Genomic DNA, 18,047 nt, shown 5'->3' on the forward strand with positions numbered 1-18,047 from the left:
CCGATTTGTGTGACGTATTGCCGCATTCGGCGCTCGCTATACTGTGATTTCATCCAGTATCGGCAGCATGCCTTCCGACCTCCATTCCGCCCCGTCAGCCGCCGTTTCGGCGGCGCACGTCGTGTCCGTCAAGGCCCTGTGCGCCTTCGGCGCGAAGGCGGGCGATCTCGACCTGCGCTTCGTGCCCGCGCCCAGCGCGCTCGAAGGCATGGCCGGCCACGCGCTGGTGCAGGCCCGGCGCGGCGGCGACTACCAGAGCGAGGTGCCGCTGGCCACCGCCTGCGGCACGCTGCGCGTGCGCGGCCGGGCCGACGGCTACGACCCGGCGCAGGCGCGGGTGGAAGAAATCAAGACCTTCCGCGGCGACTTCGACGCCATCCGCTCCAACCACCGCGCGCTGCACTGGGCCCAGGTGCGCTGCTACGGCTGGATGCTGTGCGAACAGGAAGGGCACGAGAGCCTGACCGTCGCGCTGGTCTATCTCGACCTGGCCAGCGGCGACGAGACGGTGCTCGAAGAGCAGCACACGCGCGACACGCTGCGCACGCACTTCGAAACCCTGTGCGCCTGCTACAGCGACTGGGCGCAGCGCGAGGCCGCGCACCGCGGCGCGCTCGACGACGCGCTGGCGCGGCTCGAGTTTCCCCACGCCGACTTCCGCACCGGCCAGCGCGAACTGGCCGAGGCGGTTTACCGCGCCGCCGTGGGCGAGCGCTGCCTGCTGGCGCAGGCGCCCACTGGCATCGGCAAGACGCTGGCCACGCTCTTTCCGCTGCTCAAGGCGCGCGCGACGCACAAGCTCGACAAGGTGTTCTTCCTCACCGCCAAGACCTCCGGCCGGCCCGTGGCGCTCGACGCCTTGCGCGTGCTGGGGCAGGGCGGCGCGCACCGGCCGCGCGTGCTCGAACTCGCGGCCCGCGAGAAGGTCTGCGAGTACCCCGACCGCGCCTGCCACGGCGAGGCCTGCCCGCTGGCGCGCGGCTTCTACGACCGCCTGCCCGCCGCGCGCGCCGAGGCCGCGCAGGTGAGCTGGCTCGACCGCGAAGCGCTGCGGCGGGTCGCGCTCGCGCACGAGGTGTGCCCCTATTTCCTGGCGCAGGAAATGACGCACTGGAGCGACGTCGTCGTGGGCGACTACAACTACTACTTCGACAGCAGCGCGTTCCTGTTCGCCAGCATGAAGGACGCCAGCTGGCGCGTCGCCGTGCTGGTCGACGAGGCCCACAACCTGCTGGAGCGCGCACGCGGCATGTACACCGCGAAGCTCGAAGGCGCGGCGCTGGAAGAAGCGCACCGCGCAGCGCCCGCCGCCGTGCGCGGCCCGCTGGCGCGGCTGTTCCGCGAATGGGACACGCTGCAGCAGGCGCAGACCGCCGACTACGACACCGCCGACGAGATCCCCGAGCGCTTCCTGCGCACGCTGCAGGCCGCCAACACCGCGATGGCCGAGCACTTCGCCGCCACGCCCGACGCGGCGCAGGGGCCGCTGCAGCGCTTCTTCTTCGATGCGCTGCACTTCGCGCGGCTGGCCGAGGTCTTCGACGACCACTCGGTGTTCGAGCGCACGCTGGGCGCCACGCAGGAGCAGCGCGGGCTGGCCATCCGCAACCTCGTGCCCGGGCCGTTCCTCGAAGGCCGCTTCGCGGACGCGGTGTCGGTCACCTGCTTCTCGGGCACGCTCGCGCCGTTCGCGTTCTACCGCGACGCGCTCGGCCTGCCCGAAGACACGGCGCTGCTCGACGTCGAATCGCCGTTTCGCGGCCAGCAGCTGCGCGTCGAGGTCGCGACCGGCGTCTCCACGCGCTTTCGCGACCGCGCCGGCTCGCTGCGCCATGTGACGGACATCATCGGCGCGCAGTTCGAACGCCTGCCCGGCAACTACCTGGCCTTCTTCAGCAGCTTCGACTACCTGGACAAGGCCTGCGCCGCGTTCTCGCTGCGCCACCCCGGCGTGCCCGTGTGGACGCAGACGCGCGGCATGCGCGAAACCGACCGCCACGATTTCGTCGCGCGCTTCGAAGAGGGCGGGCAGGGCATCGGCTTCGCCGTGCTCGGCGGTGCGTTCGGCGAAGGCATCGACCTGCCGGGAAGCCGGCTCATCGGCGCCTTCGTCGCCAGCCTGGGGCTGCCCCAGTACAACGAACTCAACGAGATCACGCGCGAGCGCATGCAGTCGCGCTTCGGCAAGGGCTACGAGTACACCTACCTCTACCCCGGCCTGCAGAAGGTGGTGCAGGCCGCCGGCCGCGTGATCCGTACCGAGGCCGACACGGGCGTGCTGCACCTGCTCGACGACCGCTTTGCGCGCGCCGAGATCCGCGAGCTGCTGCCGCGCTGGTGGCATGTGCAGCTGGCCGGGGAGGCCGGGGAAAACGATGCGCGCCACCCGACGCCTTGAGCACGCCGGCCAGCCCGACCTGTTCGGCGAGGCGCCCGTGGCGGCCATCGAGGGCCTGCGCTACGAAGCCGGCTTCCTGTCGCGCGAGGAGGAGGCCGGCCTGCTGCGCATCGTGCAGGGCCTGCCGCTCAAGGAGATGCGCTACAAGGAATACACCGCCCGCCGGCGCGGCACCAGCTTCGGCGGCAGCTACGACTTCGACACCAACCGCCTCAAGCCCGGCGCGCCGCTGCCTGAGGCGCTGCACCCGCTGCGCGCGAAGGCGGCCGCCTGGGCCGGCCTGGCGCCCGAAGACCTCACCCACGTGCTGATCGCCGAGTACCGCCCCGGCACGCCGCTGGGCTGGCACCGCGACGTGCCCGACTTCGAGGACATCGTCGGCGTCTCGCTGTGCGGCGACGCGGTGATGCAGTTCCGGCCGTATGTGCCCGGCGCGCCCGCGTCGGGGCCGGCCGTGCTCGAATTCCTCATCGAGCCGCGCTCCGTGTACCTGCTGCGCGGACCGGCGCGCTGGGCATGGCAACATGCCATCGCCCCGACCGAGGGCCTGCGTTATTCGATCACCTTGCGTACTCGGAGACCCCGCGCGCCATGAACCGCACCACCTTCCTCAAGCTGCTCACGCACCACCTCTTTCCCGTGCTCAAGGCCGAAGGCTTCCAGGGTTCGGGCCAGACGCTGCGGCGCATCGACGGGCCGGTGATCCACGTGTTCAACGTGCAGGGCGCCAGCGGCGGCAAGGCCTGCTACCTGAACCTCGGCGCGCACCTGGACTTCTTGCCGCCCGAGGGCGGAACGCCGGTGGCGCCCGAGGCGCTCGAAGAATCGCACTGCGTGTTCCGCGACCGCCTGGACCCACCGCCCGGCGCCGCGTTCGGATGGGCCTATGGCGAGACGAAAGAACAGGCCGAGGAAAACGTCGAATTCATCGTGAGCGAGTGGGAAGGACCGGGGCGTACTTTCTTCGCACGGCATGGCAGCTATCCGCAGAGCTTCGAACAGATGCTGCGCGAGACCGACCCGCACCAGATCCATGCGCGCAACGCCTTGCACTTCGCACGGATCGCGATGCACCTGGGCGACCGCGCACGGGCACAGGCGCTGGTCGAGGCGGGGCTCGCGCGGGCGCCGGAACGCGCCACGGCCCTGAAGGCCGACCTCGCGAACGTGTTGTCGGCCTGAGCGCGCACGACAGACTGCGCTGACGCGCAGCGCCTGCCTCTTCCGACCCATGGCGCCGCACAGGCGGCCAGCATGAAGGCTTCTTTCATCCCATTTGATTGAAGGAGCGCAGACATGCCGAGAGGCGACAAGTCGTCCTACACGGACAAGCAGAAACGCAAGGCCGAGCACATCGAGGCCGGCTACGAGCACCGCGGCGTGGCCAAGGGCGAGGCCGAGCGCCGCGCCTGGGCCACGGTGAATGCCGAGACCGGCGGCGGCAAGAAGAGCGGTGCGGGCCGCGGCAAGGCCGAGAACCACGGGCCCTCGCGCAAGGGCGGGCGCCTCGGTGGCGCCGCCGCGGCGAACCGCACCGCCGCCGAACGCTTGGCCTCCGCGAAGAAGGGCGCCGCAACACGCAAGCGCAACGCCGAGAAGCGCGGCTGAAGCCGGTTGCGAATATCCGCCATATCGGTTGTCCGAAAAGCGAAGTCCACCCACCGCGCACCCTGAAAAGCGGACATTCCTTCGCCATCTGTGACGGCAGCCGGACAACTTGCGTCGGCCCCGCGCCGGCGCGGCCCCGCACGAAGTCGCCAGCTTGCGCGACGTTGGCCTGAACGCACGCGCTACACCGCCCAACCTCGGTCATTCCGCCTTCTTTTCGCACGCGTTCCGGGCGTTTGCCGGGGCGCGTTCGCGTCGATACGATCCGCCGCCTTGCCCTCCAGAAAGGAACGCGCGGGTGCCTCCCTCGAACGTTTTCTCCCCCACGACCGCGCCAGCCGCCGCAGGTGCCGATGCCGCCAATGCCAACGCCGACTGGCAACAGCGCAGCCGCCGCCATGTCTGGCACCCCTGCACCCAGAGCATCCGCCTCGACGTGGCGCCGCCGCTGCCCATCGCGCGCGGCGAGGGCGTCTGGCTGACCGACCACGAAGGCCGGCGCTACCTCGACGCCACCAGCTCGTGGTGGGTCAACCTGTTCGGCCACGCGCACCCGGCGATCAACGCCGCGCTCAAGGCGCAGCTGGACACGCTGCCGCACGTGATGCTCGCCGGCTGCACGCACGCGCCGGCGGTCGAGCTGGCCGAGCGGCTGGCGGCGCTCACGGGCCATGCGCTGGGCCATTGCTTCTATGCCTCCGACGGCGCTTCGGCCGTGGAGATCGCGCTCAAGATGAGCTTCCACGCCTGGCGCAACGCAGGCCGCGCCGGCAAGCGCCGCTTCGTGGCCTTGCGCGGCGGCTACCACGGCGAGACGCTGGGCGCGCTGCACGTCACCGACGTGCCCGTGTTCCGCGACGCCTATGCGCCGCTGCTCGCCAGCGCGCACCTCGTGGCCTCGCCCGATGCGCGCGCCGCCCGGCCCGGCGAAGACGCCGCCGCCGTGGCGAACCGCGCCGCCGACGAGCTTGAGGCGCTCCTGGCCGCGCAGCACGACAGCATCGCCGCCGTGATCGTCGAGCCGCTGGTGCAGTGCGCCACCGGCATGGCGATGCACGATCCGGCCTACCTGCGCCGCGTGCGCGCGCTGTGCGACTGCTTCGGCGTGCACCTGATCGCCGACGAGATCGCGGTCGGCTGCGGGCGCACCGGCACCTTCTTCGCGTGCGAGCAGGCCGGCATCTGGCCCGACTTCCTGTGCCTGTCGAAGGGCATCAGCGGCGGCTACCTGCCGCTGGCGCTGGTGATGACGCGCGAGGCCATCTACCAGGGCTTCGTCGACGACGACGCCGCGCGCAGCTTCCTGCATTCGCATTCCTACACCGGCAACGCGTTGGCCTGCCGCGCGGCGCTCGCCACGCTCGATCTGTTCGAACAGGAAGACGCGCTGAACCGCAACCTCTCGCGGTCCGCGCGCCTGCTGGCGCGGCTGCGCGAAGGGCTGGCCGGCCAAGCGGTCGACCACCTGCGCCAGCGCGGAATGATCACGGCCTTCGACGTGCGCGAGCCCGGTGCGCGCTTCGCCGAGCGCTTCCACCTCGCGGCGCGCGACCATGGCCTGCTGATGCGGCCCATCGGCGCCACCGTGTACCTGATGCCGCCGTACGCCATCGCCGACGACGAGATCGACCAGCTCGTGGACGGCACGCTCGCCACGCTCCAGGCCGTCACCCACGCATCCGGCGCCATCGCCGAAGAAGGAGCCCGCGATGCTGCGCTTGCTTGAACGCCTGCAGGACGAGATCACCGCGCTCGAGGCGCGCTCGCTGCGCCGCCGCCGTCAGATCGCCGAGACCGCCTGCGCGCCCGAGCAGATCCTCACGCTGGCCGGCGCCGCCGCACCGCGCACCATGCTCGGCTTCAGCAGCAACGACTACCTGGGCCTGGCCGCGCACCCCGCGCTGGCCGAGGCGCTGGCCGAAGGCGCTGCGCGCTACGGCACGGGCAGCGGCGGCTCGCACCTGATCCTGGGCCACTCGCGCGCCCATGCGCAGCTCGAGGAGCGGCTGGGCGAATGGATGGCGCCGCACATTCCCGAGGCGCGCAGCCTGTTCTTCTGCACCGGCTACATGGCCAACCTGGCGGTGCTGTCTGCGCTGGGCGACGGCGAGGCGGTGATCTTCTCGGAGACGCTGAACCACGCCTCGCTGATCGACGGCGCGCGGCTGGCCCGCGCCCGCGTGGAGCGCTACCCGCACTGCGACCTGCAGGCGCTCGACGCGCAGCTGGCCGCCTGCGACGCGCCGGTCAAGCTCATCGTGAGCGACGCCGTCTTCAGCATGGACGGCCACATCGCCCCGGTGGCGGGCCTGCTGGCGCTGGCCGAGCAGCACGACGCCTGGCTGGTGATCGACGACGCACACGGCTTCGGCGTGCTCGGCGCCACCGGGCGCGGCGCGCTGCAGGCGCTGGCGCTGCGCTCCGAGCGGCTGGTGCTGATCGGCACGCTGGGCAAGGCGGCCGGCGTGTCGGGCGCCTTCGTGGCGGCGCACCGCACGGTGATCGACTTCCTGGTGCAGCGCGCGCGGCCCTACATCTTCACCACGGCCGCGCCGCCGGCGGTGGCGCATGCGCTGCTCACCAGCCTGGCGCTCATCGAGGGCGAGGAGGGCATGCGCCGCCGCGCGCAGCTGCGCGCCCGCATCACCCAACTGCGCAGCGGCCTGAAGCAGGTGCTGCCGGCCGACGGCAGCGCCTGGCTGGCCGATTCGCCGACCGCGATCCAGCCGCTCATCGTGGGCGACAACGCGCGCGCGATGCAGACCATGGAGCGGCTCGACGTGCACGGCCTGCGCGTGGGCGCGATCCGTCCGCCCACGGTGCCTGCCGGCACCGCGCGGCTGCGCATCGCGCTGTCGGCCAGCCACACCGAGGCCGACGTGGCGCGGCTCATCGGCGCGCTGGGCGAGGCCCTGGCCGAACCGTGGCCGGAGGCCGCATGACGACGGCAGCAGCAGCAGCAGCAGCGACACAGCGCCGCTGGTTCGTCACGGGCACCGACACCGGCGTGGGCAAGACGCTGGTGAGCAGCGCCATGCTCGCGCTGCTGGCCGCCTCGGGCCTGCGCGCGGTCGGCATGAAGCCGGTGGCGGCGGGGCTCGATGCCATCGACGGCGAATGGCGCAATGAAGACGTCGAGCGCTTGCAGGCGGCCGGCAACGTCGCCGCGCCGCTGGCCTGGCGCTGCCCCTATGTGCTGAAGGCGCCGATGTCGCCGCACCTGGCGGCGCGGGAAGAGGGCGTGCAGGTCGCGCTGCCCGTGCTGCTCGATGCCTTCGAACGGCTGTCGGCGCAGGCCGATGCGGTGGTGGTGGAAGGCGTGGGCGGCTTCTGCGTGCCGCTGGGCGACGACCTGGACACGGCCGACCTCGCGGTGGCGCTGGGCCTGCCCGTGATCCTCGTGGTCGGGCTGCGGCTGGGTTGCCTCAACCATGCGCTGCTCACCGCCGAGGCGATCCGCGCGCGCGGGCTGGTGCTGGCCGGCTGGGTCGCGAGCGTGGTCGAGCCGCAGATGCTCTCGCCCGAAGGCAACCTGCAGACGCTGCGCGCCCGGCTCGGTGCGCCGCTGCTGGGCGTGGTGCCGCACCTGGCCGCGCCCTCGGCGGCGCGCGCCGCCGAACACCTCGACCTGCGCGCGCTGCGGGCCAGCGCGGCCCATGCCGCGCGTCGCACCGAGGCCCCGCGCGTGTCAGCCGCGACGGCCTGAATCGGCCAGCCGCTGGGCGCGCACGCCGCCCTGGCGCGCCAGCATCCAGCCCGGGTACTCGGGCGCCAGCGCGCTGGCCTTGTCGATCGCCGCGAGTTCGTCGGCCGTGAGCCGCACCTCGGTGGCGGCGATGTTGTCGTCCAGCTGGTCGATGCGCTTGGCGCCGACGATCACGCTGGTCACCACCGGCTGGTGCAGCAGCCAGGCCAGCGCGATCTGCGCCACCGACACGCCGCGCGGCTCGGCGAACTGGCGCATGAGGTCGATGCAGTCGTAGGCGCGCTCCACGTTCACCGGCGGAAAGTCGAAGCTCGCGCGGCGGCTGCCTTGCGCGGTGGCGGTGTGGCGGTCGACCTTGCCGCTGAGCAGGCCGCCGGCCAGCGGGCTCCAGACCATCAGGCCGAGCTGTTCGCTGCGCAGCATCGGCACCAGCTCGCGCTCCAGGTCGCGCCCGGCCACGGTGTAGTAGGCCTGCAGCGACTCGAAGCGCGCCAGCCGGTCGCGCTCGGCGATGCCCAGCGCCTTGGCGATCTGCCACGCGGCCCAGTTCGACACGCCCACGTAGCGCACGTGGCCCTGGCGCACGAGGTCGTCGAGCGCGCGCACCGTTTCCTCGATGGGCGTGATCGGGTCGATGCCGTGGATCTGGTACAGGTCGATGTGGTCCAGCTGCAGCCGCTTCAGGCTGGCCTTCACGCCGTCCATGATGTGGTAGCGCGAGGCGCCGGCCGAGTTCACGCCCTTGCTGCCGGTTTCGCCGAGCACCTTGGTCGCGACCACCACGCGGTCGCGCGGCACCTTCAGGTTCTTCAGCGCCTGGCCGGTGATGGTCTCGGACAGGCCCTCGGAGTACACGTCGGCCGTGTCGATGAAGTTGATGCCGGCGTCGAGCGAGCGGCCGATGAGGCCCTCGGCCTCGCCTTGCTGCAGCTGGCCGATGTGGTCCCAGATGCCCGGCGCGCCGCCGAAGGTCATCGTGCCGAGGCAGAGTTCGGAAACCAGGAGGCCGGTGCGGCCGAATTGGCGGTATTGCATCGAAAGTTGTCCTTTGCGGGTGGAGGGGCCGTCCGGCGTGACGGATGGCCGGCGGTTGCGAAAAAGTATCCCGCCGGCGCGCCCCGGCGGGCGAGCGCGTTTCTGCAAAGTCTTTGCCTATTTCTCCAGACATCGTGCGCAGGCCGTGCGAAGGAGAGGATGCGACGCTAAGCTGCGGGCAGCCCAATCCTCCATGGCCGCCACCGCGGCCGCTCCCCTTTGTCAGAGGCCTACCCATGTCTGATGAAACCCCCGACACCGCCACCGTCCTCGCCATGCCGATGCCGCTGGAACCCGAACTCGATGCCGCCCGCGAAGAGCTGGTGCAGCTCATCCGCCACATCACGCGCGGGCAGGACGGCACGGTCGAATGCGCCGTGCCCGGCCTGCAGGTGCACTGCATCAGCAAGCCCGACGGCCCCAAGCACGGCTTCGCGACGCCGGCGCTGGGCCTCATCGCGCAGGGCTCCAAGCGGATCATCGTGGGCGACGACATCTACGTGTACGACCCGATGAACTACCTCGTCACCTCGGTCGACCTGCCGGTGTGCGGCCAGGTGTGCGTGACCAGCGAGAACGAGCCCTACCTGGGCGTGCGGCTGGAGCTGGCGCTCGACGAGATCGGCGACCTCATCGGCGACGAGAAGCTGCCCGCCAAGGCCAACGCGCCGGCCTCGCGCGGCATGTACGTCAACCGCATCGCCATGCCGGTGCTGGAGCCCGTGCTGCGCCTGCTGCGGTTGCTCGACACGCCCGAAGACATTCCGATCATGGCGCCGCTCATCAAGCGCGAGATCATGTACCGCCTGCTGGTGAACGGCGAGGGCGCGCGGCTGCGCCAGATCGCGCTGCACGACAGCCACACGCAGCGCATCGCGAAAGCCATCAGCGCGCTGCGCACCAACTACGCGCAGTCGCTGCGCGTGGAGGACATGGCGCGCGCGGTGCACATGAGCGTGTCGTCGTTCCACCACCACTTCAAGGCCGTGACGGCGATGAGCCCGCTGCAGTACCAGAAGCAGCTGCGCCTGCAGGAGGCGCGCCGCCAGATGCTGATCGCCGGCACCGACGTGGCCAGCGCCGCGCACAACGTGGGCTACGAAAGCCCCTCGCAGTTCGCGCGCGAGTACGGTCGCATGTTCGGCGCGCCGCCGCTGCGCGACAAGCGCCGCTGGCTCGGCGAGGCCGGCAACGACGCGACCTCGATGGAAGCCGCGTAGGCCGCCCGGGGCCCCGCGCGAGGGGTTTTTCAACATAGCACCTGCCGCGATTTCTTGCGTCGTCGTGGAAATGCAGGTTTCGCAAATTCTCGCTATCGTTTTGTTCGCTGCAGCACCCGTCCGCCCGTGGAGGCGGGACTACTCAACAACTCGGAGAGATGCATGCTTTGGGAAAAGAAGCTGGCGCAGTGGAGCGCCGCGGTCCGCGCACGGGCCAACCTGCCCGCGCGGCTCACCTTGTGGGACGGCCAGTCCTACGACTTCGGTGACTTCAGCGGACCGGCGGTCACGCTGCACGTGAAATCGCCCGCGGCGCTGTCGCTGATGCTGCAGCCCACGCTCGACAACCTGGGCGAGGCCTACGTCAAGAGCAAGATCGACATCGAAGGCAAGCTCAGCGACGTGATCGACATTGCCTACGGCCTGGCGAAAACCTCGCTCGACAAGCCCGGCGGCGCGCTGCAGAGCATGGCGCGCTACTTCGCGCACACCAAGTCGTCGGACAAGAAATCGATCGAGTACCACTACGACGTGTCGAACGCGTTCTACCAACTCTGGCTCGACGCGAACATGGTCTATTCGTGCGCCTACTTCGAGAACGGCGACGAAGACCTGGCCACCGCGCAGCTGAAGAAAATAGACCACATCCTCACCAAGATCGAACTCCAGCCCGGGCAGACGCTGCTCGACATCGGCTGCGGTTGGGGCGCGCTGGTGATCCGCGCGGCGCAGAAGTTCGGCGCGCGCTGCGTGGGCGTCACGCTGTCGCAGAACCAGTTCGACCTAGCGACCGAGCGCGTGAAGGCCGCCGGCCTGCAAGACCGCATCGAGATCCGCCTGCAGGACTACCGCGACGTGGCGGGCCAGTTCGACCGCATCACCAGCGTCGGCATGTTCGAGCACGTGGGTCGCAAGAACCTGTCCGAGTACTTCGGGCGTGTGCAGAAGTTGCTGGCCGACGACGGCATCGTCATGAACCACGGCATCACCTCGTCCGACCCCGAGGGCGGCGGCGTGTCGTACGGTGGCGGCGACTTCATCGACCGCTACGTGTTCCCCAACGGCGAGCTGCCGCACATCAGCCTGGCGCTGCAGGCCATGCAGCAGGGCGGGCTCGAGGCTTTCGACGTGGAGAACCTGCGCCGGCACTACGCGCAGACGCTGCGCCACTGGAGCGACGCCTACGAGGCCCATGCCGACGAGGCGCGCGCGCTGGTCGACGAAGAGAAGTTCCGCATCTGGCGCATCTACCTCGCGGGCTGCGCCTACGCCTTCGAGAACGATGACGTGGCGATCTACCAGATCGTCGGGCGCAAGGCGGGCAGGGCGGCAAGCACGCTCCCGTGGTCGCGCCGCTTTATCTACGACGGCACCTCGGCGCTGCGCGCCTGACCCGTCAAGGCCGCGTTGCGGCTACTCGAGCGTGAAGCCGATCTTCACCGTCACCTGCCAGTGCGCGACCTTGCCGTCGACCACGTGGCCGCGCGTCTCGGTGACGGTGAACCACTGGATGTTGCGCACCGTCTCGTGCGCCTTCGCGATGGCGGTCTGCACCGCGTCCTCGATGCTGGTCTTGGACGAGCCCGTCAGCTCGAGCGACTTGTAGACATGGTTCGACATGGCGGCTGCTCCTTGGGTGGTTGCGTGCCCATCGTAGCCATCGCATGGGGAGAGAGGCAACACCTTTGGGCGTGTGGATGCGATGCAAACCGCATCAGGACATTCGCAATCCGTCGTTGGCAACGGCGGGTGCGCTTCGCAGAATCGGCGGCATCGAACCAGGGAAACCGCCCGCCATGCCACTGCACACCGTCGCCTCTTCATCCCCGGCCGCACAGGCCCGCCACGTCCTCGCGCTGACCGCCATCGCCTGGTGCATCGCGCCGGCGTCGCCGCATGAAGTGGCACGCCGCGCACCGCATGGCCATGTGCCGCTGCGCGTGCGCAGGCGGCTGCACGCCACGGCCGTGGCGGCGCTCCTGCCTTATGCATGGTGAGCCGCGCGACCCCGCAGATTCCAGATATCGATAGAGGAATTCAGCGCAAACGGCCCGCGCGATGGCTCGCAGAATTTGAAGCACACCCGCTTCCACTGCGCCATCGCCGAACACCGTGTCCTACTCGCTCTCCCTGCTCGACAAGAGCCTGATCCCCGAAGGTGCCGATGCCGCGCAGGCGTTCCAGCACACCATCGCGCTGGCCCGGCGCGCCGAACGGCTGGGCTACCGCCGCTACTGGCTGGCCGAGCACCACGGCAACCGCACCTACGCGGGTTCGGCACCCGAGGTGCTGGCCTCGCACCTGCTGGCCAAGACCTCGCGCATCCGCATCGGCACCGGCGGCGTCATGCTGCAGCACTACAGCCCCTTCAAGGTGGCGGAGACCTTCAAGGTGCTGGCCTCGCTGGCGCCGGGCCGTGTCGACCTGGGCATCGGCAAGGCGCCGGGCGGCCTGCCGCTGACCAGCAAGGCGCTGCAATCGCTGCACGATCCGGCGAAGGCGAAGGCCCTCGATTTCGAAGCGCGCCTGCGCGAGCTCGATGCCTTCCTGCACGACGGCGTGCCCGCCGACCACGCGCTGGCCGGCGCCGTGGCCACGCCGTTCCCGCCGGTGGCGCCGCAGCGCGTGCTGCTGGGCGGCAGCCCCGAGAGCGCGCTGCTCGCGGCGCGGCTGGGCTGGCAGTTCGTCTATGCGGGCCACTTCAACGGCGACCCCGTGAACATCGAACAATCGATCGATGCCTACCGCGGCGCAACCGGCCGCGCGCCGCTGCTCGCGCTGTTCGCCTTCGCCGCCGAGACGCACGACGAGGCCGCCGAGCGCGTGGGCGCGCTGCGCAGCTTCCGCGTGACCTTGCCCACGGGCCAGAGCGTGAACCTGCCCAGCCTCGAAGCCGCCGCCGAGTTCGCGCGGCAGGCCGGCGCCAGCGACTACCGCACCGAAGAGCGGCGCCCGCATGTCATCGCCGGCACCGGCGAGGAGGTGCGCGACGCGCTCGAAGCCCTCAGCGCGCGCCATGGCATCGAGGAGTTCGTGATCGACATCCCGGTGGCGGACTTCGGCGCGCGCGCCACGGCGGTCGAGCTGCTGGCGCAGGCCCGCGAGCCCGCACTGGCCTGAGTCTTTTCTTTTTCCCACCACAAGAACGATCGTCATGAGCAACATCCAGTTCGGCGTCATGCTGCAAGGGGCCGGCAGCCACATGAATGCCTGGAAGCACCCGGGCGGCCCGGCCGATGCCAGCGTCAACCTCGACTTCTTCATCCGCAACGCGCAGAAGGCCGAGGCCGCGGGCATCGCCTTCGCGTTCGTAGCCGACGGGCTCTACATCAACGAGAAGTCGATCCCGCACTTCCTCAACCGCTTCGAGCCGATCTCGATCCTGTCGGCGCTGGCCGCCGTCACCTCGAAGATCGGCCTGGCGGGGACCATCTCCAGCTCGTACAGCGACCCGTTCACGGTGGCGCGGCAGTTCGCCTCGCTCGACCTCATCAGCGGCGGGCGCGCGGGCTGGAACGTGGTGACCACGCCGCTGGAAGGCAGCGCGAAGAACTACAGCCGCGCCCACCCCGAGCACGCGCTGCGCTACGAGATCGCCGACGAGTACCTGGCCGTGACGCAGGGCCTGTGGGACAGCTGGGATGACGACGCCTTCGTGCGCGACCGCGAGAGCGGCCGCTTCTTCGACCGCGACAAGCTGCACACACTGGACCACAAGGGCCGCTTCTTCCAGGTGGCCGGGCCGCTGAACATCCAGCGCTCGTCGCAGGGGCAGCCGGTGATCTTTCAGGCCGGTTCGTCGGACGCGGGCATCGGCCTGGCGGGCAAGTACGCCGACGCGGTGTTCACGCATTCGCCGTCGCTCGAAGACACGCGCGCCTTCCTCAAGCAGGTCAAGGCCAGCGCCGTGGCGCAGGGGCGGCAGGCCGGCGACGTGAAGATCTTCCCGGGCATCGGCCCCGTGGTCGCGGCCACCGAGGCGGAGGCCGAGGCCAAGTACCTCGCCATCCGCGCGCTGCTGACGGTCGAGGAGGCGCTGGCCTACCTGGGCCGCTTCTTCGACCACCACGACTTCAGCCAGTACCCGCTCGATGCGCCGTTCCCCGAGCTGGGCGAGATCGGCCGCAACAGCTTCCGCTCGACCACCGACCGCATCAAGGCCAATGCCAAGGCCAAGGGCCAGACGCTGCGCGAGGTGGCGCTCGAAGTGGCCACGCCGCGCACGCAGTTCGTGGGCACGGGCGAGCACATCGCCGACGAGATCATCCGCTGGGTGGACGAGGGCGCGGCCGACGGCTTCATCCTCGGCTTCCCGGTGCTGGGGCAGGGCCTGGACGACTTCATCGAGTTCGTGGTTCCGGCGCTGGAGGCACGCGGCCGCTACCAGCGCACGCTGCCGGGCCAGACCCTGCGCGACCACTTGGGCCTGCCGCGCAAGGCGAGCCGCCATGCCGCGCCGCAGGGCGGCGCCACCGCCGAGCGCAAGGCCGCCTGATGGGCGCCGCGCTGCCACGACCGGCCCTGAAGGACATCCACCGCGTCGAATCGACCATTGCCGGCTACGGCGACGAATTCATTGCGCTGCGGCGCGACATCCACCAGCACCCCGAGCTGTCGTTCAAGGAGCACCGTACCTCGAAGCTCGTGGCCGAGCGGCTCGCGGCCTGGGGCTACGAGGTTACGACCGGCCTGGCCGGCACCGGCGTGGTGGGCACGCTGCGGCGCGGGCCGGGGCGCAGCCTCGGCATCCGCGCCGACATGGACGCGCTGCCGATCCACGAGGCCACGGGCTTGCCGTACGCGAGCGAGAACGCGGGCGTGATGCATGCCTGCGGCCACGACGGCCACACGGCGATCCTGCTCGCGGCGGCGCGCTTCCTGGCCGAGGCGGGTGCCTTTCGCGGCACGCTGCACCTGATCTTCCAGCCCGCCGAAGAACTCGGCGCGGGTGCCAAGAAGATGATCGACGAGGGCCTGTTCACGCGCTTCCCGTGCGACGCCGTCTTCGGCCTGCACAACTGGCCCGGCGTGGGGGCAGGGCACGTGGGCTGCGTCACCGGGCCCGCGATGGCGGCCATTGACCAGGCGCACATCACGGTGCGCGGCAAGGGCGGCCACGGCGCGCAGCCGCACGAGACGGTGGACCCCGTGGTCGCGAGCGCGCACCTGATCGCGGCGCTGCAGACCGTGGTGTCGCGCAACGTCGATCCGCTGGACATGGGCGTGGTCACGGTCGGTTCCATCCACGGCGGCGAGGCCTCCAATGTGATTCCGAACACGGTCGAGCTCAAGCTCACGGCGCGTTCGTTCAAGCCCGAGGTGCGCGCGCTGCTGGCGCAGCGCATCCCCGCGCTGGCGCGGGCGCAGGCCGAGAGCTTCGGTGCGCAGGCCGAGGTGGACTACCGGCCGGGCTTTCCACCGGTGGTCAACCACGCCGAAGAAACCGCCTTCGCACGCGCCGTGGCGCTGGACACCTTCGGCGCGCAGCGGGTCGACCCGGCCTTCCGCCCGCGCACCGCCAGCGAAGACTTCGCCTACATGCTGCAGGCGCGCCCCGGCAGCTACGTGTTCTTCGGCAATGGCGAGAGCGCCTCGCTGCACAGCCCGCGCTACGACTTCAACGACGCGATCCTCGCGCCCGCGGCCGTGTACTGGGCCCGGCTGGCCGAGCGCTTTCTTTCCGCCGACGGCGACACCCAGGAAACCACCCCATGAGCGAACAGTTTCTCTACACCACGCCGCTGGACCCGTTGGCCCGGCCGTTGATCGAAGGCCTCACCTTCGAGTACGACAGCCGCTACGGCGACGTGCTGCGCGAGCCCGGCGCACCGCGCGAGATCGACCGCTACGCGCCCGAGGTGTTCGCACCGCCGCACGGCAACTTCGTGCTGCTGCTGCGCGACGGCGTGGCGATCGGCGGCGGCGCCTTCATGCGCCACGACGAGCGCACCGCCGAACTCAAGCGCGTGTGGACGCACGGCGCGCTGCGCCGCCAGGGCCTGGCCAGCCGCGTGCTGGCCGAGCTGGAGGCGCAGGTGCTGCGCCAGGGCTACGAACGCATCTACCTCACGACCGGCTTTCGCCAGCCCGAGGCCGTGGGCCTGTACCGCAGTCATGGCTACACGGCGCTCTTCACCGACGACGCCGACCCCGAGACGCCGCGCAAGCTGCCGTTCGAGAAGCACCTGGCGCAATGGGCCACGCAAGGCCGCGCCGGTGCGGCGCTGAGCGGGGCGGTGTCGCGATGAACACGACCACCATCCTCGATGTCGGCCCGGAGCCGCGCACCCCCACAGCACCCGCACGACCAATCGGCCGCAGCGACGCGGCACCGCCCGCGAAGGGCGACTACTCGCACTTTCGCATCGTCCCCGCGACCTACCCGGCGCGCACCGTCGGCACCGTCTTCGCGGTGGCGGTGATCGGCCTCGTGCTGCATTCGGTGCTCACCAACCCGCGCTGGGGCTGGCCGGTGTTCGCGCAGTGGTTCTTCTCGGAGCCGGTGCTGGCCGGGCTGGGCCGCACGCTGCTGCTCACGGCGCTGGGCGCGGTGCTGGGCTTCTTCTTCGGCACGGGGCTGGCGCTGGCGCGGGTGTCGCGCTCGCCGCTGCTGGCACGGCTGGCCTGGGTGTTCACCTGGCTCTTCCGCTCGGTGCCGGTGATCGTGCTGCTCTTGATCATCAACAACCTGGGCTACCTGTACGAGACCGTGTCGCTGGGCGTGCCGTTCACCGACCTGACATTCTTCTCTTACCCGACCACGCAGCTCATCAGCCCCTTCGTGGCGGCGTTGCTGGGCCTCACGCTGAACCAGGCGGCCTTCGCCTCGGAGATCGTGCGCGGGGGCATCCTGTCGGTGGACCAGGGGCAGCTCGAGGCAGCCGCCGCGCTGGGCCTTTCGCGCCGGCGCCAGGCTTCGCGCATCGTGCTGCCGCAGGCCATGCGCAGCATCCTGCCCACGGCCTTCAACGACATCATCGGGCTGGCCAAGGGCACCTCGAACCTCTACATCCTGGCGCTGCCCGAGCTGTTCTACACGATCCAGATCATCTACCGGCGCAACCTGGAAGTGATTCCGCTGCTCATGGTGGCGACCGTGTGGTACCTCGTGATCCTCACGGTGCTGTCGGTGGCGCAGCACTACATCGAGCGGCATTTCTCGCGCGGGGCGCTGCGCCATGCGCCGCGCTCGTGGCTGGGCGGCGTGGTGCACGGGCTGTGGGCGCGGGGCAGGGCGCCGGCCGTGGTGCCCGTGTCGACACCGGCAGCGGCCCCCGCGCAGGTGCCGCGCTGGAGCGGCTCGCGCGCGCCGGGCGGCGAGGTGACGATCCACGGCGTGTCCAAGCGCTTCGGCGCGCTGCAGGTGCTCGACGACGTGACCTTCACCGCGCCGCGCGGCAGCGTCACCGTGATCCTCGGCCCCTCGGGCTCGGGCAAGTCGACGCTGCTGCGCACCATCAACCACCTGGAGCGCGTGGACGACGGCTTCATTGCCATCGATGGCGAGCTCATCGGCTACCGGCGCGACGCCGACACGCTGTACGAGCTGCACGAGAAGGACATCCTCACGCGCCGCGTCGACGTGGGCATGGTGTTCCAGAACTTCAACCTGTTCCCGCACCTCACGGTGCTGGAGAACATCGTCGAGGCGCCGCAGTCGGTGCGCGGCCTGCCGCGCGCCGAGGCCGAGGCGCTGGCCACCGACCTGCTGGCCCGCGTCGGCCTGGCCGACCGCAAGGACGCCTACCCGCGCCAGCTCTCGGGCGGCCAGCAGCAGCGCGTGGCGATCGCGCGGGCGCTGGCGCTCAAGCCCAAGGTGCTGCTGTTCGACGAGCCCACCTCGGCGCTCGACCCCGAGCTGGTGGGCGAGGTGCTCGCGGTGATCGAGGAGCTCGCGAGCTCCGGCACCACGCTGGTCATCGTGACGCACGAGATAGGCTTCGCCCGCGAGGTGGCCGACACCGTGGTCTTCATGGAGCAGGGCCGCATCCTCGAGACCGGCACGCCCGAGCAGGTGTTCAACGCGCCGAGGCATCCGCGCACGGCCGAGTTCCTGGCCAAGGTGCTCTGAGATTTCTTT

General features: G+C 70.6%; 17 protein-coding genes. 15 read left to right on the top strand and 2 right to left on the bottom strand.

What is annotated here, in order from left to right:
• Positions 1–67 precede the first annotated feature (67 nt).
• The 7 genes from AC07SQ_RS00700 to bioD all read left to right on the top strand — a co-directional run bounded on the left by AC07SQ_RS00700 (position 68) and on the right by bioD (position 7,712).
• Complete coding sequence (locus tag AC07SQ_RS00700; protein WP_495271364.1) at positions 68–2,398, top strand: ATP-dependent DNA helicase; 2,331 nt, start codon at positions 68–70, stop codon at positions 2,396–2,398.
• Entirely contained in the window at positions 2,376–2,993 is a 618-nt protein-coding gene (locus tag AC07SQ_RS00705; protein WP_495271363.1) for an alpha-ketoglutarate-dependent dioxygenase AlkB, read from the top strand. Before AC07SQ_RS00700 ends, AC07SQ_RS00705 begins: the two co-directional genes overlap by 23 nt.
• Complete coding sequence (locus tag AC07SQ_RS00710; protein ID WP_495271362.1) at positions 2,990–3,580, top strand: DUF4304 domain-containing protein; 591 nt, start codon at positions 2,990–2,992, stop codon at positions 3,578–3,580. The genes AC07SQ_RS00705 and AC07SQ_RS00710 overlap by 4 nt, the downstream gene beginning before the upstream one ends.
• Before the next feature lie 114 nt (positions 3,581–3,694).
• Positions 3,695–4,006 (top strand): plasmid stabilization protein, encoded by a 312-nt coding sequence (locus AC07SQ_RS00715; protein WP_495271361.1) that lies wholly within the window; start codon positions 3,695–3,697, stop codon positions 4,004–4,006.
• A 298-nt stretch (positions 4,007–4,304) separates the two neighbouring features.
• Positions 4,305–5,732: an adenosylmethionine--8-amino-7-oxononanoate transaminase gene (locus AC07SQ_RS00720; protein WP_495271360.1), complete on the top strand. Its 1,428-nt coding sequence runs from the start codon at positions 4,305–4,307 to the stop codon at positions 5,730–5,732.
• On the top strand, positions 5,716–6,948 hold the full coding sequence (gene bioF / locus AC07SQ_RS00725) for an 8-amino-7-oxononanoate synthase (RefSeq protein ID WP_495271359.1): 1,233 nt from the start codon (positions 5,716–5,718) through the stop codon (positions 6,946–6,948). The genes AC07SQ_RS00720 and bioF overlap by 17 nt, the downstream gene beginning before the upstream one ends.
• On the top strand, positions 6,945–7,712 hold the full coding sequence (bioD, locus tag AC07SQ_RS00730; protein WP_495271358.1) for a dethiobiotin synthase: 768 nt from the start codon (positions 6,945–6,947) through the stop codon (positions 7,710–7,712). Before bioF ends, bioD begins: the two co-directional genes overlap by 4 nt.
• Here the strand turns inward: bioD and AC07SQ_RS00735 are convergent.
• Positions 7,695–8,747, bottom strand: a complete 1,053-nt coding sequence (locus AC07SQ_RS00735; protein ID WP_139706342.1) for an aldo/keto reductase — start codon at positions 8,745–8,747, stop codon at positions 7,695–7,697. The two genes, bioD and AC07SQ_RS00735, sit on opposite strands and share 18 nt — an antisense overlap.
• 236 nt (positions 8,748–8,983) lie before the next feature.
• Between AC07SQ_RS00735 and AC07SQ_RS00740 the strand changes: the two genes are divergently transcribed.
• Both AC07SQ_RS00740 and AC07SQ_RS00745 read left to right on the top strand, forming a co-directional pair.
• Positions 8,984–9,967, top strand: a complete 984-nt coding sequence (locus AC07SQ_RS00740) for an AraC family transcriptional regulator (RefSeq protein ID WP_062482185.1) — start codon at positions 8,984–8,986, stop codon at positions 9,965–9,967.
• A gap of 162 nt (positions 9,968–10,129) precedes the next feature.
• The gene (locus AC07SQ_RS00745) at positions 10,130–11,359 is read left to right on the top strand and encodes a class I SAM-dependent methyltransferase (protein WP_495271357.1); all 1,230 of its coding nucleotides are present in this window, start codon (positions 10,130–10,132) and stop codon (positions 11,357–11,359) included.
• Between the two features lie 21 nt (positions 11,360–11,380).
• Here AC07SQ_RS00745 and AC07SQ_RS00750 read toward each other — a convergent pair whose 3' ends face one another.
• Positions 11,381–11,587, bottom strand: coding sequence for a dodecin (locus AC07SQ_RS00750; protein WP_062482179.1), 207 nt, complete (start codon positions 11,585–11,587; stop codon positions 11,381–11,383).
• Between the two features lie 176 nt (positions 11,588–11,763).
• On the opposite strand from AC07SQ_RS00750, the gene AC07SQ_RS00755 reads away from it, so the two are divergent.
• The 6 genes from AC07SQ_RS00755 to AC07SQ_RS00780 all read left to right on the top strand — a co-directional run bounded on the left by AC07SQ_RS00755 (position 11,764) and on the right by AC07SQ_RS00780 (position 18,038).
• Positions 11,764–11,964 (top strand): hypothetical protein, encoded by a 201-nt coding sequence (locus AC07SQ_RS00755; RefSeq protein WP_062482175.1) that lies wholly within the window; start codon positions 11,764–11,766, stop codon positions 11,962–11,964.
• A gap of 115 nt (positions 11,965–12,079) precedes the next feature.
• Entirely contained in the window at positions 12,080–13,087 is a 1,008-nt protein-coding gene (locus AC07SQ_RS00760) for an LLM class flavin-dependent oxidoreductase (RefSeq protein WP_495267213.1), read from the top strand.
• 34 nt (positions 13,088–13,121) lie between these two features.
• Entirely contained in the window at positions 13,122–14,462 is a 1,341-nt protein-coding gene (locus tag AC07SQ_RS00765) for an LLM class flavin-dependent oxidoreductase (protein ID WP_495271356.1), read from the top strand.
• A complete protein-coding gene (locus tag AC07SQ_RS00770; protein WP_495271355.1) occupies positions 14,462–15,682 on the top strand; it encodes a M20 aminoacylase family protein in 1,221 nt (406 codons plus the stop codon). The genes AC07SQ_RS00765 and AC07SQ_RS00770 overlap by 1 nt, the downstream gene beginning before the upstream one ends.
• Entirely contained in the window at positions 15,679–16,215 is a 537-nt protein-coding gene (locus AC07SQ_RS00775; RefSeq protein ID WP_159277042.1) for a GNAT family N-acetyltransferase, read from the top strand. Before AC07SQ_RS00770 ends, AC07SQ_RS00775 begins: the two co-directional genes overlap by 4 nt.
• The gene (locus AC07SQ_RS00780; RefSeq protein WP_495271354.1) at positions 16,212–18,038 is read left to right on the top strand and encodes an amino acid ABC transporter permease/ATP-binding protein; all 1,827 of its coding nucleotides are present in this window, start codon (positions 16,212–16,214) and stop codon (positions 18,036–18,038) included. Before AC07SQ_RS00775 ends, AC07SQ_RS00780 begins: the two co-directional genes overlap by 4 nt.
• Positions 18,039–18,047: the final 9 nt, after the last annotated feature.

Source organism: Variovorax sp. GW821-FHT06D12, assembly GCF_059419205.1.

What these genes read in the sequence shown, in the direction of transcription:
- AC07SQ_RS00700 (WP_495271364.1), top strand. Translation starts at nt 68, where the DNA reads ATGCCTTCCGACCTCCATTCCGCCCCGTCAGCCGCCGTTTCGGCGGCG.
- AC07SQ_RS00705 (WP_495271363.1), top strand. Translation starts at nt 2,376, where the DNA reads ATGCGCGCCACCCGACGCCTTGAGCACGCCGGCCAGCCCGACCTGTTC.
- AC07SQ_RS00710 (WP_495271362.1), top strand. Translation starts at nt 2,990, where the DNA reads ATGAACCGCACCACCTTCCTCAAGCTGCTCACGCACCACCTCTTTCCC.
- AC07SQ_RS00715 (WP_495271361.1), top strand. Translation starts at nt 3,695, where the DNA reads ATGCCGAGAGGCGACAAGTCGTCCTACACGGACAAGCAGAAACGCAAG.
- bioF (WP_495271359.1), top strand. Translation starts at nt 5,716, where the DNA reads ATGCTGCGCTTGCTTGAACGCCTGCAGGACGAGATCACCGCGCTCGAG.
- bioD (WP_495271358.1), top strand. Translation starts at nt 6,945, where the DNA reads ATGACGACGGCAGCAGCAGCAGCAGCAGCGACACAGCGCCGCTGGTTC.
- AC07SQ_RS00735 (WP_139706342.1), bottom strand. Translation starts at nt 8,747, where the DNA reads ATGCAATACCGCCAATTCGGCCGCACCGGCCTCCTGGTTTCCGAACTC.
- AC07SQ_RS00740 (WP_062482185.1), top strand. Translation starts at nt 8,984, where the DNA reads ATGTCTGATGAAACCCCCGACACCGCCACCGTCCTCGCCATGCCGATG.
- AC07SQ_RS00745 (WP_495271357.1), top strand. Translation starts at nt 10,130, where the DNA reads ATGCTTTGGGAAAAGAAGCTGGCGCAGTGGAGCGCCGCGGTCCGCGCA.
- AC07SQ_RS00750 (WP_062482179.1), bottom strand. Translation starts at nt 11,587, where the DNA reads ATGTCGAACCATGTCTACAAGTCGCTCGAGCTGACGGGCTCGTCCAAG.
- AC07SQ_RS00755 (WP_062482175.1), top strand. Translation starts at nt 11,764, where the DNA reads ATGCCACTGCACACCGTCGCCTCTTCATCCCCGGCCGCACAGGCCCGC.
- AC07SQ_RS00765 (WP_495271356.1), top strand. Translation starts at nt 13,122, where the DNA reads ATGAGCAACATCCAGTTCGGCGTCATGCTGCAAGGGGCCGGCAGCCAC.
- AC07SQ_RS00770 (WP_495271355.1), top strand. Translation starts at nt 14,462, where the DNA reads ATGGGCGCCGCGCTGCCACGACCGGCCCTGAAGGACATCCACCGCGTC.
- AC07SQ_RS00775 (WP_159277042.1), top strand. Translation starts at nt 15,679, where the DNA reads ATGAGCGAACAGTTTCTCTACACCACGCCGCTGGACCCGTTGGCCCGG.
- AC07SQ_RS00780 (WP_495271354.1), top strand. Translation starts at nt 16,212, where the DNA reads ATGAACACGACCACCATCCTCGATGTCGGCCCGGAGCCGCGCACCCCC.